12 protein-coding genes and 1 pseudogene are annotated in these 15,140 nt (G+C 44.4%); 3 read left to right on the forward strand and 10 right to left on the reverse strand.

Annotated features, from left to right (window positions below):
* Window positions 1-405: 405 nt before the first annotated feature.
* The 4 genes from MWL85_RS08330 to MWL85_RS08345 all read right to left on the reverse strand — a co-directional run bounded on the left by MWL85_RS08330 (window position 406) and on the right by MWL85_RS08345 (window position 4,094).
* Window positions 406-714: a helix-turn-helix domain-containing protein gene (locus MWL85_RS08330; protein WP_244400367.1), complete on the reverse strand. Its 309-nt coding sequence runs from the start codon at window positions 712-714 to the stop codon at window positions 406-408.
* A 20-nt stretch (window positions 715-734) separates the two neighbouring features.
* On the reverse strand, window positions 735-1,004 hold the full coding sequence (locus MWL85_RS08335) for a helix-turn-helix domain-containing protein (RefSeq protein WP_008781866.1): 270 nt from the start codon (window positions 1,002-1,004) through the stop codon (window positions 735-737).
* 593 nt (window positions 1,005-1,597) lie between these two features.
* A complete protein-coding gene (locus MWL85_RS08340; protein ID WP_244400368.1) occupies window positions 1,598-2,869 on the reverse strand; it encodes a site-specific integrase in 1,272 nt (423 codons plus the stop codon).
* A 4-nt stretch (window positions 2,870-2,873) separates the two neighbouring features.
* Window positions 2,874-4,094, reverse strand: coding sequence for a tyrosine-type recombinase/integrase (locus MWL85_RS08345; RefSeq protein ID WP_244400369.1), 1,221 nt, complete (start codon window positions 4,092-4,094; stop codon window positions 2,874-2,876).
* Window positions 4,095-4,381: 287 nt separating this feature from the next.
* On the opposite strand from MWL85_RS08345, the pseudogene MWL85_RS08350 reads away from it, so the two are divergent.
* Window positions 4,382-5,914, forward strand: a pseudogene (locus MWL85_RS08350) (helicase-related protein); the annotation flags it as partial.
* A 193-nt stretch (window positions 5,915-6,107) separates the two neighbouring features.
* Here the strand turns inward: MWL85_RS08350 and MWL85_RS08355 are convergent.
* The 6 genes from MWL85_RS08355 to MWL85_RS08380 form a co-directional block, all read right to left on the reverse strand.
* Window positions 6,108-7,034 (reverse strand): nucleotidyl transferase AbiEii/AbiGii toxin family protein, encoded by a 927-nt coding sequence (locus tag MWL85_RS08355; protein WP_244400370.1) that lies wholly within the window; start codon window positions 7,032-7,034, stop codon window positions 6,108-6,110.
* On the reverse strand, window positions 7,027-7,776 hold the full coding sequence (locus MWL85_RS08360) for a type IV toxin-antitoxin system AbiEi family antitoxin (protein WP_244400371.1): 750 nt from the start codon (window positions 7,774-7,776) through the stop codon (window positions 7,027-7,029). Before MWL85_RS08360 ends, MWL85_RS08355 begins: the two co-directional genes overlap by 8 nt.
* Window positions 7,777-8,182: 406 nt before the next feature.
* Window positions 8,183-8,491: a helix-turn-helix domain-containing protein gene (locus MWL85_RS08365; RefSeq protein ID WP_244400372.1), complete on the reverse strand. Its 309-nt coding sequence runs from the start codon at window positions 8,489-8,491 to the stop codon at window positions 8,183-8,185.
* Window positions 8,479-10,563: a bifunctional DNA primase/helicase gene (locus MWL85_RS08370; protein ID WP_244400373.1), complete on the reverse strand. Its 2,085-nt coding sequence runs from the start codon at window positions 10,561-10,563 to the stop codon at window positions 8,479-8,481. The genes MWL85_RS08365 and MWL85_RS08370 overlap by 13 nt, the downstream gene beginning before the upstream one ends.
* Complete coding sequence (locus MWL85_RS08375) at window positions 10,560-10,955, reverse strand: hypothetical protein (RefSeq protein ID WP_025883864.1); 396 nt, start codon at window positions 10,953-10,955, stop codon at window positions 10,560-10,562. The genes MWL85_RS08370 and MWL85_RS08375 overlap by 4 nt, the downstream gene beginning before the upstream one ends.
* Complete coding sequence (locus MWL85_RS08380) at window positions 10,936-11,424, reverse strand: P-loop NTPase family protein (protein WP_244400374.1); 489 nt, start codon at window positions 11,422-11,424, stop codon at window positions 10,936-10,938. The genes MWL85_RS08375 and MWL85_RS08380 overlap by 20 nt, the downstream gene beginning before the upstream one ends.
* A 620-nt stretch (window positions 11,425-12,044) precedes the next feature.
* On the opposite strand from MWL85_RS08380, the gene glyA reads away from it, so the two are divergent.
* Both glyA and MWL85_RS08390 read left to right on the forward strand, forming a co-directional pair.
* The gene (glyA, locus tag MWL85_RS08385) at window positions 12,045-13,325 is read left to right on the forward strand and encodes a serine hydroxymethyltransferase (protein ID WP_018027919.1); all 1,281 of its coding nucleotides are present in this window, start codon (window positions 12,045-12,047) and stop codon (window positions 13,323-13,325) included.
* A gap of 656 nt (window positions 13,326-13,981) precedes the next feature.
* Complete coding sequence (locus MWL85_RS08390) at window positions 13,982-15,136, forward strand: 1-deoxy-D-xylulose-5-phosphate reductoisomerase (protein ID WP_018027918.1); 1,155 nt, start codon at window positions 13,982-13,984, stop codon at window positions 15,134-15,136.
* Window positions 15,137-15,140: the final 4 nt, after the last annotated feature.

Genomic DNA, 15,140 nt, shown 5'->3' on the forward strand with positions numbered 1-15,140 from the left:
AGTCTGGTTAAGACTTGACTCAGTTTTGACTTGGCTCAGTTTTGACTCAACTCAAAATTGACTTAGCTCAAGAGTTAGGTTTTGACTCAACTCAATTTTGACTTGACTCAATTTTGACTTGAGTTAAAACCCACTTCTTGACCAGACCAAATCTTGACTTACCCAACTCTTAACCGAAATCCCCTATGGCTTACTCATTTGACCGTAGGTAATTGTAAGTTCAGATTAAACGCTGAAAACGCACCGATGAAGTCAACAATCCCCAAAGAGGGACAAAAGAACGCACACCGATGGAAGAATTGACACTCACCGAGAGATTGTATGCCCTTGACGTCAGCGTTCCCGAGTTCAAATGAGTATCCGCTAAACCATATCTCAACTCACGTCGTTTACCCCTTTGTTCAATTACTTATTTCTCTTATATATAGGATTATAGTGCCTTTCAAGCATAGCTTGTATGTCGCTCTGTTTGTAGAGAATCTTGCCCCCAATTTTGTGATAAGCGATTGTTCTACTGTCTCGGTACTCTTGGAGCGTGCGACTGCTCAGTCGTAACAGCTTGCAGACTTCCTCACTTGTAAGGTAAACCTCTCCGCCCAACATAGGACGTGCAGTAGCGCAATAACGCTCCAGCTTCTTCAAGATGCCCTCCATCAGTTGTGCAAACATCTGCATTTGCGGGTCTTGTTGTGTAATGATTTCGTTCTCTGACATAGTTCATTCAGTGTTTGAGTTCAGTCTTTCTTTGCATTCAGTATCTCAGTGATGTCGCTCTCTTTGTAATAGCATTTATGTCCAATCATAGAGAACGGGATTTTACCCGTATCCCGATAGTGTTGCAGGGTGCGCTTGCTGATTCCGAGCCTACGGCATACGGCTTCATTGTCAAGCCATTCTTCCGTTTCGGGAGGACACCCGATAAGCCGTTCGATACGGTGGATGAAATCTGCAAAGGAGGAGCAGTGCTGCTCCCATGCCTTGCGGTCGATGATGATAAGTTTCATTGCATTGTTGTTGATTACGTTGTTAATACTCAGCAAACGAGCAGTTTTTCTGTCGATTGCCCTTCTTGTCGGATGCAAAAGTAACCCCTCTAAAGCGGAAAAAGAAAGAGTGAGGAAGAATAAGGAAATAGTTAGGACACAAGGGAAATGGTGAATACAAAAGCCTAGGCTATTGCGGTAATGAGATGAGGCGCTGGTTCGTTCCGTACTAGCGAAAATAAAATCAGATCACTCTCGAGTGTTTGATTGCTTCGACATCTCTCTATCAATTAACAGAGCAAGAGTACATACTTTGGCTCAATTGATTGGTGGAGGATTTGTTTTGTCGCTTCTTGCGTCCAAAGAGCCTGAGTATGCCGTATTCGTTCGGGCTTATTCTTTTGGCGGTTAGCCTATTGCTGCAAGGTTGGAGCGAAAAATACGACCGCACTAACAATCAAATTTTTGCAAGTATGATAGTAGCAAAGTACAGAGAAAGCCCTGCGGTGGAGATTTTTCACTCCATCCGCAGGACTTGACCTTGCAAGCAATCAAGGCAACCGCCATACCTTTGCCCGACCGAATATGGCTTCAGGTCTTTGAGGAAAGTTCACCTATAAAGGTTTAGATTGCGTTTTGTCTTGCTGTGCTATTGACTCGCAATAACCCTTAAAGGCAGAATGCTCTCTGTCAGTGAGTGCAGTCATATCCTCTTGTATCTTGTGATCGGTTATCTTTCCGTAGATTTGTGTCGTGCCAATATTGCTGTGTCCGAGCATCTTGCTGAGCGTTTCCATTGAGATCCCGTTGGATAGGCAAATTGTGGTTGAAAATGTATGGCGAGCCATATGAAAGGTCAAACCTTTCTCTATTCGGCATATCTGACCAATGTTCACACAAGCTAAAGACGCCTTGCGGGTGGTTAGGTTAGGGAATATCAAGTCGTCTACTTTCTTGTCTTTGATATAGAGTGAAAGGATTTGCTTGGCAATAGGCAAAAGTGGAATGATAGCTTCTACGTCCGTTTTCTGCCTTTTGATACGGATTTCCTCCGTACCATCTGCATTACGGATGATATGCTTTAGCCTGAGCCGTTGCATATCCACACGAGCCAAACCAGTAAAGGCACAGAATAGAAAGAGTTGCCTTGCCCGTTCGAACTGCCTGTCAATGATGGGTGTTTGTAATACTCGTTGGAGCTCCTCCGTAGTGAGATAACGCCTTGTGCGGTGTGGCAGTTCTGCCTTGTAGTCCGCAAACGGATCGATACGGATATACTTCTTCTGCTGACCGATGCCGATAAGCTTTCTTAGGAAGATGACCACAATCTGAATGGTGGCAAGGGAAAGGTTGCGCTCTGATTTGAGATAGAAGTCCATCCCCTCGATAAAGCCGTAGTCCAACAGAGAGTAGCGGATATCCTCCAGCGCTAAGCGTTCACGCAGATAGGACTTAATGAGCTGCGCTGCATAGATGTAATTAGCAAAGGTAGGCTTGGCAATCGTCAGTCCTACGCATGGACGCTTTTCCTCAATAAATAGTCGGGCTTCCTCCAAAAGAAATCCTTTGGGCTTGTCCTCTTCCATGAGTTCACATTTCAGTAGCTCGGCTGTGATATAGCCACGCTGCCATACTAATTCTTGATACTTCGCTTTGGCTTGTTCCTCTTTGGCTTGGAGATAGCGGTTGATTTCCTTTATCTCTTCGCCCGTTCCCTTGCATCTTCCCTTACGACTATCCCAAAGTTCGGGAGCAATCTCCTTGCCCGTGCTGTATTGCACCTGCTTTCCGTCTATAGTGATGCGTCCCATAATCGGACATTTGCCGTTCTTCTTTTCTTTGGACCGATTGATATAGAATAGTGTTTTGAATGTACTTCGTGCCATAATATCAAAGCTTCAAGGTGAATGTATCTTGTATGCGTTGCTGCACATTTTGCATCTCTCGATGGATTCTCTCGGAGGAAACAGCTGCATATACTTGTGTTGTTCTCAGGTTGGTGTGTCCGAGCATCTGGCTCACCGTTTCAATAGGCACTCCTGCTGAGAGCGTGATGAGCGATGCAAAGGTGTGGCGAGCCATGTGAAAGGTTAGCGGGCTTTCCATACCGATATTTCTCTGTATGTAGTGCATGCCGTTGTGGATGATGTCGTTAGTCGGCACTTCAAAGACAAAACCAGCACGCTTACCTCTGTACCGCTCCATTATCGCCCAAGCAGGTGGAAGCACCTGTACACGATACGGGGTCTTGGTTTTCATTCGCTTGCCCTTGATGCAGAGTTCACCTTCTTCCAAGACAATGTTTTCCTCTCTCAGATTACGGACATCGGAGATAGCAAGCCCTGAAAAGCAGGAGAATACGAACAAATCACGGACAATACGGTAGTTCTCCCATTCTATCTCCAAGTCAATGATGCGTTGCAGCTGGTCTTGTGAGATGCTTCTCGGCTCACCTTTGGGACGTTCATAGCTGTAGCCCAAGAACGGATAGAAGTCCAACACGCCTTTTTTCACCGCCATGCGGACGATGGCCTTCAAGGTGGATAGGGCACTCGACACGCTGCTACGTTTCAGTTTTCGGTCAATGGTGAGATAGTACTCGAAACCCTCGATAAAGGCTTTGTCTAATTGTGAAAGGGGAATGTCGCTTACTTTGTGTTTCTTCTGAAGATACTCACGAAGCAGGGATAGCTGATAGGTACGGAGTTTGAATGTCTTCAAGGCTCTATCAATGCCTATGCGTTCCTTTGTCTGTCTGAGATATTCCTCAAAACTCTGCAAGAGCAGGGCTTGACGGTGGATTTGCCCCTGATAAGCATCCCTCACATCGGTGGCGGTAAAGGATTCTTCTCTTTCACTGAGTTCGTGAAAGCGTGCGTGGATGAGTGCGGTGCATTCACCGAGTTTCTGATTGACGGACACCGCCATTGCACTCTTGCCGATAAGCCTTTGCTTACGACTGTCCCAAAGAGTAAGCGGAGTTTTGCATTTGGTGGAGAAGCCCGAATGGGTTCTGCCAACGGAGATTCGCCCGATGACAGGCACAAGTCCTTTCTTGTCGGTTCGTTTCGCCTGAACGAAGAACGATACTTTCAGTTTGTTTTCCTTCATTTTTCTGTCGTTTTTCCTAAATTTCCTTTGCTTGCAAAGGTACAGATGAACAAGTCTTCCTGAGCGATGCAGAAAAATGAAAGATGAAGAATAAAAACCTATGACACAGTTGTTTACCTTCAATTCGTAACCCCTTTTTGCTTTTTCACGGGTGGGTTACGATTTGGTAACGGAACACCTGCCGTTTGATGCTCGTTTTCGCTTACCTTCAAAATAGCAAGAAAATGCTAAATGATACTATTTCAAATAGTTACATTCCTTGCTTTTCCCTCTGTTTCCCTTGATTCTTAACAACTGATTATGCCCGCAAGATGAGCTTGGATATGCGAATGATAGACCTAGAAAAGTATTCGGACCATATAGACAACAAAGCCAGCCACTGTGCCAAGCTCCTCAATAACTACTATCAGAAGTATAACGAGCAGAAGGGAACACAGTTTGTCTTCAGCGACTTGGGTACTTACAAGCCAGGCGAGTGGAATGTTTACTCTGAGATTAAGCGTAAGTTGGTAGAGGAGTATCACATCCCATCTCACGAGATTCGCTTCATTCAAGAGTGTAAGAATGAGAAAGCGAAGAAAGCGATGGTGGAAGCGATGAATCGGGGCGATATACGTATCATCTTCGGCTCTACATCTATGTTGGGCACGGGTGTCAATGCCCAGCAACGAGCTGTGGCTATACATCATCTTGATACCCCGTGGAGACCGTCAGACTTAGAGCAACGCAACGGACGAGCTATCCGAAAGGGCAATTTAGTCGCCAAGGAGTTTGCCGACAACAAGGTCGATGTGATTATATATGCAGTGGAGCGTTCGTTGGACAGCTATAAGTTCAACCTACTACACAACAAGCAGCTTTTCATCAATCAGTTGAAGAGCAATCAGCTCGGTATGCGTACCATCGATGAAGGCTCAATGGATGAAGACAGTGGCATGAACTTCTCAGAGTATGTAGCTGTGCTATCGGGCAATACAAACCTTTTGGAAAAGGCTAAGCTAGACAAGAAGATTACCGCATTAGAGTCAGAACGCAAGAACTTCCTTCGTGAGCGAAATGGAGCTGTAGGTAAGTTGGCTGAGATTGATCATTCGCTCTCTTATCACACAGGCAAGATACAAGAGGCGAAGAAAGACTTAGCTTGCTTTGAGCGACGAGTGGAACGAGATGCAGAAGGCAACCCAGTCAATCGACTTTCAATTAAAGGTGTAGAGGGTTGTTCTGACATCAAAGTGATTGCTCATCGTCTTCTAGAGATAGAGGAAAAGGCTCGTACCAATGGTGAGTACAACAAGATAGGAGAACTTTATGGTTTCTCTGTTATGGTCAAGACGGAAAGTTCCTCGCAGAACTTATTTGACCTATCGGTGAACCGCTTCTTCGTAAAAGGGGAGGGTAGTATTTACTACACCTACAACAACGGCAAGCTAGCAAATGATCCTAAGCTGGCTTGTCTGAACTTCTTCAATGCGTTAGAGCGCATTCCCAAGGTGATCGAATCTCACGAGAAGGAGATAGCAAAGGTTTCAGCAAATAGGGAGGTCTACACCGCCATTGCCAATAGCTCATGGAAGAAGGAGGAGGATTTGCGTTCTCTCAAAGCTCAAGCAGCCGAACTAGATAGAAAGATTGCCCTTACTATTGCTCCACCTTCTGAGTCCGAAGAAGCATATGAACAGCGACAGTCTAACCAAGCCAGTGAAGAACCTTCGCAGTCGCTCCGAGTTTCTGAGCAAGCAACCATAAAGCCACAAGAGAGTCAATCTCAAAATCCCGACAACGACTCTCCCAAGAACGGCTATCGCCCTAAGTGGAGATAAAATGAATTGGCTATCACTACTTCACCTTGGACATTTTGCAAATATTTCCAAGGTCGCATCAAGGCGATTTCTGCATTTTTGTGATGTTCATATTAATAATGTCAAGTAAGATCTGGTCTATACTTGACATTATTGATATACCTGTCTTGATCATTAAGATTTTTTGAGGATGCTCAGTTCTTATTCGCTCTACTCACTTAGATAGGTGTTTCCTGGATGGTTCAAAGTGATTTCTAAGTTTATCAATGCCCGCTTGAAACTTCTTGGGGTTTAGTTGTTTGAGTTTTCTAATGTTTAATAGTTTCCACTGAACCGATGGATAAGTGCTTAGATTACCTGCACAGCAAAGAGACCAATTGGGTGATCCTTGCTCAAATGACAGCAGAAACTCCTTGTCTATTTCAGTCAAACAGTTATTGACCTTACCAATTATCTCTGTACGAGCTTTTTGGTAATCTGTATAGGTAAATTCTATATCGGTCATCCCATTGAACTGATTATCTAATGCATCTTCTTGATCAATAGGATTAGGAGCAAGGGACTCTACAAAAGGCTTATCACTTCCCAATAAACACAAGAAGAATCCATCCTTTATTTGTTCGATGCTTTGCATCTCCATGTATTTACAATCGAATAGATCTCTTGGATGCTGTCTACTCAATGCTGCCGTTATCTTACCTCCATATAGCTGAGAATAAGGTACTATGCGTGCTTTACAATAAGCTTGAAATTCTTCTTGTGCTTTGGTGCAAAGCTCGACGATTTCCACCTCTCCCAATACTCCTCGCTTAGTGCCGTTAACCTCAATCTTTACCATAGCACCATTGAGGCTACATTGTAGTTTCCATACATCAGGTTTGTGTGTTACCCTAATGCCTGGTATTGCTCGCTCTATATTGACTTTTAGCGTTTTCAAGTGCTCATTGATGTGTTTGAGACTCTCTTCTCGAGACTCAATCGGGATATAGGTCAAGTCAATATCCACAGAATAGCGTGGCATATTCTTGTGAAAGAGATTGATTGCCGTGCCGCCATGTACCGCAAATTGTTCAATGCGATAAACCAACGGCATTATTCGGACAAGTAGTGCTACTTGACTCTTATAGGTTTCATTATTCATACGAATTCAATTCTTTTGGCACAGTAATTAAATATTTACTGATGTAAACTCCCGATTTTACTAACTGCAACTTATGTGTCCCTATGTCGACTTTAGAAAGATCTAAGTCTTCAAACCAATAGTGTCCTGCCTTTTCTGCCATATATAGGAATACTCTTTTTACTCTGTAATTCTGAGTCGTTTCAATAAGATTTTGCACAACTTTGGGGCGCAGGGTGGTCAATTGTTCCATGATATAAAATAGGTCCATATAATCATATCGTTTTGGAGCAAGTAAAAGACATTCCATAAAAGCTTGTTCAGGGGCAGAAATGAGTAGCTCCCAATCTAAATGCTTTATAGTGGCAACCTCGGGTGAGCTAAATGCTGTTGTTGAGAAAGTCTCAAACTCTTTGTCAAACAGATCAAACTTGAGCCATTGAGGTAACTTCTCTTTATCGGTCACCATCAAACGAGGTTTCCCCATAGGAACGTAATGATTAAACCCATATATTTCTAGCGCAGAGTGAGCTGCTATTCGCATTTCCTTATGCAGTTGTTCATTATAGGACTGTAATGCACCAAAAGCGGATAATTCTTCTCCAGTTCGATACATTACTCCATTGCAAAGCGATGTTAGCCATCCTGAAGAACGATATTTATTTAGTAATTGCCTAGAATATCCTTGCTCAGATAACCACCTAGAAAAGAATAGCCCGTTTTTAGTAGCTCCTTGTAGAAGCAAGTTTATTTTATTCTCCATAAGTCTACTATCAGTTTACATTTAGAGTAAATATCCAACTGCAAAGATAGAGTAAGTTCTTGTTATCTCAAAGGAGTAGTTGAATTATCACTTAGAAATGTAAACCGATAGTAGACATTTTGGTTTTAATTCAAACTCACGTGCAGATTTTCCGAAGAAAACGATGCCGTTCATTCTGAAAGCTGATCACTCTTCTTCTTTTCTGCGAAGCATTTCAACTATTTCATCTCGGAGGAAGAGAACGTACATTCCACCCACTAATGCAATTTCTCAAGAATGATGCTGTGTACCTCATTGTATTTCTTGCTCTTGTCAAACAACTTTATCAATTCCTCATTCAAGTCAGCTTGACGATTCACTGACTCATTCTTTCGCCCTGATTTCTGTTAATGCGTAAACCTAACATCTACCACTCCTCTCTTCTTTTTAGCATCTCATCAATTTCCTCACGAAGGAACAATAGGCGACCATTAGCTTTGAGGTAGGGAATCTTACCCGCCCATACCCAATTGTAGATGGTCTTTTGCTCAACCTTTAGCAATCTAGACACATCAATGATGTCAAGATACTCAGGCTTGAGCGGTGGCTGTACAGCAGCGTCTATGGCTTGCTCTCGTAATACCAGCAACTGGTCTAGTTTTTCTTCCACATTCGCTAGCTTATCAAACAGTCGTTTTTGCCAAGGATCTTCTGTAAGATAGTCTAAGTATGACATAGTTCCCCTTTTTGATAATTCCCTGCAGTATCTTGAGACAAGATACGTTGCTCTCTCATATAGGATATATACTTCTTTGCTGTGCGCTCTTTGACTCCCAGCTCTCGCATTAAAACATCGCACAACTCTTGGTAAGAGAGACGGCGGTTGCTTTGAAAGATCTCCGTAACAATTGAGATCAATTCGTCTGTTTTTCGCTTCTCCTTATCCTCCTTAGACTTTTCACCACGATAGACATGCATCCCCAGCTCTTTATCCCATCCAAAGAGCATCATAGGAACATCTAAAGGGCTCCCATCTCTCACTTTCAAAGCCTTGACTACAGAGTATTCAGGATTGTCATCCTTTTCAATCGAAAGAATTCCTGCTGACTTACGTTGTAATTCTGAGCCTATGTGGCCACGAAGCTTGATCCCGTTTGGCACAAAGTGTAATACACAAATGATGCAGGTGTTATAAATCCCCGCTAGCCTGTAAAGCTCATCTACGACGGCGATACTCTCGGTCTCATCATTTGCAGAGCGCACTAAGTCTGCAATCCCATCAATAACTACTAAGTGTATCCCTCCATGTTTATGACGAAACAAGTCCATGCTTTCACGAATGAGTTTCAAACGATCCTTACGAGAAAGTGAGGCTAGATATAGAGAATGGTAAAAGTCAGGAACAGTCTCTACATCGGCTCTCCGTAATGTCTTTCCCAAATTCTTGTATAGTTGAGCCTCAGACTGCTCTGTGTCATAGTGCAAAACAGCCAAGGCTTTTGGATTGGGAGTTATTTCTAATCCTAGTGTTCGCTCTGAATCTAACCTTTCAGCACATAATGTGCCTGCAAGGATAGAACCAATGTAATTACTCTTGCCCGTACCCTCTCCACCTGTAATGCAGAAAAGATTGTCCTGAGAGCCAAGAGGGACTCCATTGACTGAGACAACCGACTTAGAAACATCTGGAGGATTGTCGTAATCAATCTCACAAGATTGCAATATCATCATTGTTTCGCTGTATAGGCTGGAAAACATTCGCGCGAGAAGATCTCTTAAATCCTGCTGACTATGGCCTAGGGCAAAGTAGTCAGAGATGTCTTTCTCCGTTTTGATACCGCTCAAAGGTAGTTGTAGTCTAAGTACTCCAAATTCAGAAAGCGCTTCCACCTGTTTCTGTGCCTCTCTGACCCCTGTTTCATCAGAGTCGTATAAAATGATGAGGTGTAAGAAGCGAAGTGAAAGACTTTCGATAATACCTCTTGGTATTTGTGCAGTCTCGCTATTGAAGCAAATAGCATTGAAATGGTGTGCAGAAAGGGAGAGGACATCTTTTTCTCCTCCCGTAATAAATAGGATATCTCCTTTATTAGGCAGTCGTGCTAGCCCAAATACATACTCTTCCGATTTTTCTCCACCATATAGAAACCTCAGTTTACTATTCGGGCGATATATTTTGACGAAATCGTTGTGAGCGTAACAGAAAATGGGTTCTTCGGAAGATGAGGTGAGCTTAAAAGGTTTTCCCTCTCTACTCACCGATTCGTAGCAAGACAACGATTTGACGTGGTATTGCTCCAATGTTTCCAAGGAGATCCCATATTGCTCCCAAAAAGCAAGTTCCTTTTGCGTAAAGGGGCGCTCATAAACTCGGAACGATTTTTTGTTTGCTATGTATTCTACTTTATCCATCGACCCTGTACACCTCTTTTGACTCTGTTCAACGGCTTGCCTAGGATAGGTGGAACGGGCTGCTTTCATGTTTGTGTCTCCTCTGTATTCAATAGAAATCTTTAGATTTAGATCCTGGATAATAGTCACTAGAACCTTCTTGAATTCAGATCGGACGTCAAGCCCCAAAATTGTTGCAGCAAACCAGAAGCAATCACCTGAGTATGCTTCATTTCCAAAGTCTTTCATTCGATATGAGTCTGACTTAGGATCAAAATAGATATTACAAGATGCTCGTTTGTCATCATAGAGAGGATTGCGAAAGTTCCGCTTGGGAACAAAGTCAATTGGCATATAGAAGTAGAAAACCTCTAATCCTCGATTGGTCAACTGCAAGACCTCTTCTTTTAGTGTCATAGCTCTTCAAAAAGATTTTGTGCATCTTCCCCCAAATAGCCTTTCAGTATACCATCCTTGTAAGCATTCAACCGTTGCAATGCTTCTATGCGTCTAAACCCTTTGAACGTCGCACGGCCTGATTTTACAGCTATATATAGACCCTTAAAAGGATAAAGGACGTGATTGCAGGATACATAGCGGTATGGGACAGCATTGGCATCTCGCCATCGAGCAAGAGAAGCTTTTGATATTCCTAATAGACGCATAACGTCTGATGAATTTAGCTCGATCTTTTCCTCAAGGACGCTATACTCTCTTTTGAGTTCTTTGATGAAGTCTGCAACTTGGCGTACTTCCTCTCGAAGTCCTTGAATTTCATCAAGAAGTGTGCTAGGGTTGTACGTTTCCATAGGATTCTGCCAATGTTTGAAAGGTTTCAGCTAGAAGTGGAAGTAGCTTCTTCAGTAGCTCATGTTCGGTTTCTTTCAGGAAGATCTCAATGAGACGTTCAATATTGGATAATGTGTCATCTATTTCAAGCGGGTGAAAATGGCGAAGAATACGTAGTAGGTCCTCTTTCTGCACTATAAGACATTGATTACCATGATGAGTTTGCACAGAGGCGAAAGATTCAACCGCGCCTAACGGCAAATGCAGAATGAGCGTATCCATACCAAAAGCTTCAGCACATCTTTGATAAGTACTGAGGCGAATGTCTCTTTGGAACTTGCAAGTCTTTACAAAGTTCGAGTAGTCTAATCCGCTGTCATATGCTATTTTCTTGACATTGTCACACGAAGCCAACATCATATCTAGTGTTGGACAAATGACATACAATCGTCTATCTCTTGCGGACTTAACGGGGCGATTTTTGTTCATGTTTCTTCTACTGTTGAATTATCACCTGCAAAGATCCTATTCAAAGCCCTTTATAGACGAATATCTAAACACCATTCATTGGTAATATTATACCAGTGTGTGCATCAACACTCTTCTCTGCATAGCGATAGCCCTTCATAGATCTTTTGGGCATATCCCCTCCATTGTTTTAGAAGACGTCACAATGTGATAAGCTGAAGTGAGTAGCATCTCATATAATGACCGCCAGTGCACGGTGCAAGCCTTATCTATATATAAGGGCTTGCACCGTGCACTGGAATTGTAGCCAAGAAACTTAGAGTAATTTTATTCTCAGATATTTGGAGGTTGTTCTACTTATTCGTACCTTTGAACCCGAGAAATGCAAGCGAGCAAATCTCACAGCAATAGCTATGAGTATTCTCAAAATACTCTCCTATGGCTACAATTTGGCTACAATTAAATCTTAGAGGAATATAAACGACTACGATATAAGGAGTTAGAAGGCTTGGTTTACAACCCTCTCTCTCCGCTAATAGCACTCTGAAATCAACGTCATAGAGCACAACACCGTTTGTGGGAACAATCAATGACTTAAGAGAAATACACAATATTTATACTACTTGCAATTTACAAGAAACATGAAAAGAGACGAGAAGGTATTTGACCTGATTGCACAAGAGAGAGCGAGACAGACAAAGGGTCTAGAGCTTATCGCATCCGAAAACTTCGTGAGCGACCAAGTGATGGAAGCGATGGGAAGCGTGATGACCAATAAGTATGCCGAGGGCTACCCTGGCAAGAGGTACTATGGTGGATGCGAGATCGTAGACCAATCCGAGCAGCTGGCCATTGATCGGCTCAAAGAGATCTACGGAGCTGTCTGGGCCAACGTTCAGCCCCACTCTGGTGCACAGGCCAATAACCCTATTTACCTCACCTGCCTACAGCCAGGAGATACCTTCATGGGACTCAACCTTGACCACGGTGGTCACCTCACCCACGGGTCTCTAGTCAATAGCTCGGGCATCATTTATCATCCAGTAGCCTACAACGTAAAGGAGAGCGATGGTCGTATTGATTACGACGAGATGGAGAAGCTCGCAAAGCAACACAAGCCAAAACTCATCGTAGGTGGTGGCTCAGCCTACTCCCGCGAGTGGGATTATGAGCGTATGCGTGCCATTGCCGATGAGGTAGGTGCTATCCTTTGGGTAGATATGGCACATCCCGCAGGACTTATCGCTGCTGGTCTACTCAAAAACCCAGTGAAGTATGCTCACGTAGTCACCTCTACTACACACAAGACCCTCCGTGGCCCACGTGGTGGTATCATCCTCGTTGGCAAAGACTTTGAGAATCCTTGGGGCAAGAAGACCAAGAAGGGTGAGACCCGCACCTTCACTTCACTTCTCGACTCTGCCGTATTCCCAGGGCTACAAGGTGGACCACTAGAGCACATCATCGCAGCAAAGGCAGTAGCCTTTGGCGAAGCACTACAGCCAGAGTTCAAGGATTACCAAAAGCAAGTACTCAAGAACGCCGCCGCTATGGCCGAGACCTTTGTAGAGCTAGGCTATAAAGTGATCTCCAATGGTACCGATAACCACTTGATGCTGGTAGACCTCCGCCAAAACTTCCCCGACCTTACCGGACGTGTGGCAGAGACTGCACTCGGCACAGCCGATATCACCATCAATAAGAACATGGTACCATTTGACACCCGCTCGGCTTTCCAAACTAGTGGTATCCGCGTAGGAGCACCAGCCCTCACCACCCGAGGGCTGAAGGAAGAGGAAGCACGCGAAGTGGTTCGCAAGATCCACCGTGTCCTCACCGCACCTACCGATGAAAAGGTGATTGCCACGGTACGCGCCGAGGTAAATGAGATGATGAGCCACAGACCTCTATTCGCTTGGTAATCCCCCATCACTCATACATATAATATAAATAACTACCCCCGTGAGAAGACCTCTTCTCTCGGGGGTAGCTCTTTTATATCCATACCCAACAAGGGTTGTATGTATTCTTCATTGAGAATGTTGCACAAAGTGCCATTCTCGCACATTTGCTTCAAATGTGCTGAGACTTTGCACGAAGGATGAGATGCAAGGCCTGAGGATGAGGGCAAGGTGCACGCAGGGCACCAAGGCCTCACAGGGCTGAAGGGAGCGTACTTATGTACGTGACAGAGGCCCGAATTCCGAAAGCAACGCAGCAGATCGCCTTCGTGCAACAGTCTCTTATTGATTTCAGCTCTGTTGGAAGGCATCAAAAGCCAATTTATAACTCACTGGTATACAACACCATATATTATCGATTATTGAGATGCAACTAAGCAATCGGTTAGTTGCAACTAAGCATTTGCTTTGTTGCATCTCGGCAATTGCTTAGTTGCAACTCAACTTTTGCTTACTTTACCTATCGGTTTATTGCATCATAATTCGCAGTCAAATAGCACTTGCTTCAACATAAAATTTTATCCTTCCTTTTAGAGCAAACGATGAGCTAGATAGGTCGGGAGAATTTGGTAACTTTGTACTTGTCTCGTAGATTGGGGCAAATAGTATAGAAAGATATGAGAAGTGTAACGATACTTGGCTCTACTGGTTCCATTGGCACGCAGGCCCTTGAAGTGGTGGAGCAACATTCTGACCAACTAAGGGTACACGCCCTAGTGGCCAATAATAGTGTGGATGCCTTGGTAGAGCAGGCGAAGAAGTTCGGCCCCGCGGTAGTCGCTATTGGCAATAAAGCACACGAAAAGGAGCTGAAGAAAGCCCTCAAGGGGCTAGATATTGAGGTACTAGCAGGAAGGGAAGCCATCGTGGAGCTGGCAGGCTCTATTGATGCCGATATGGTACTGACCGCTATGGTAGGTTTTGCTGGGTTAGAGCCCACCATCAGTGCCATAGAGAGTGGTCGTACCATTGGCCTTGCCAATAAGGAGACTCTGGTGGTAGCAGGTGAATTGATCAAGCAACTTTGTCGGCAGCATGGGTCACTAATCCTTCCTGTAGATTCGGAGCACTCCGCCATCTACCAATGCCTACAAGGAGAGCAGATGAGTGCGGTGGAGAAGATCTATCTCACCGCTTCGGGTGGTCCCTTTGTAGACCTACCCAAGGAAGCACTTAGCGAGGTGACCCCCGAGATGGCTCTAAAGCATCCCAACTGGAATATGGGACCTAAGGTGACCATTGACTCCGCCACTATGATGAATAAGGGGCTGGAGATGATTGAGGCACACCACCTATTCAATGTACCTGCTAGTGCTATTGAGGTAGTGGTGCACCGCCAAAGTATCATCCACTCTATGGTGGGCTACCGAGATGGCAGCATCAAAGCACAGCTCTCCTATCCCGATATGCGGCACCCTATTGCCTACGCCTTGCTTTATCCGCAAAGGCTAGAGGGAGCTCGCCCACTACTCACAGTGGAGCAGATGAGCCACCTCACTCTGGAAGCACCTCGCCGAGACGACTTCCCTTGCCTCTCACTTGCTTACGAGGCTCTTGAAAGGGGAGGCACTAGTCCTTGTACCATGAATGCAGCCAATGAGGTGGCGGTGGAGCGCTTTTTGCAAGGGAAAATACGATTTACAGACATTCCACGCATCATCAAGCATACCATGGAGGTGGCCCCTGAGCGAAATGCCTCTAGCCTAGCAATCCTTGCGGAGGCAGATGGCCAAGCAAGAGCCATTGCACAAGCGTGGTACGAAGGGATTTAGACGA

It is taken from the genome of Porphyromonas somerae (assembly GCF_022845615.1).
GTDB lineage: Bacteria > Bacteroidota > Bacteroidia > Bacteroidales > Porphyromonadaceae > Porphyromonas_A > Porphyromonas_A somerae.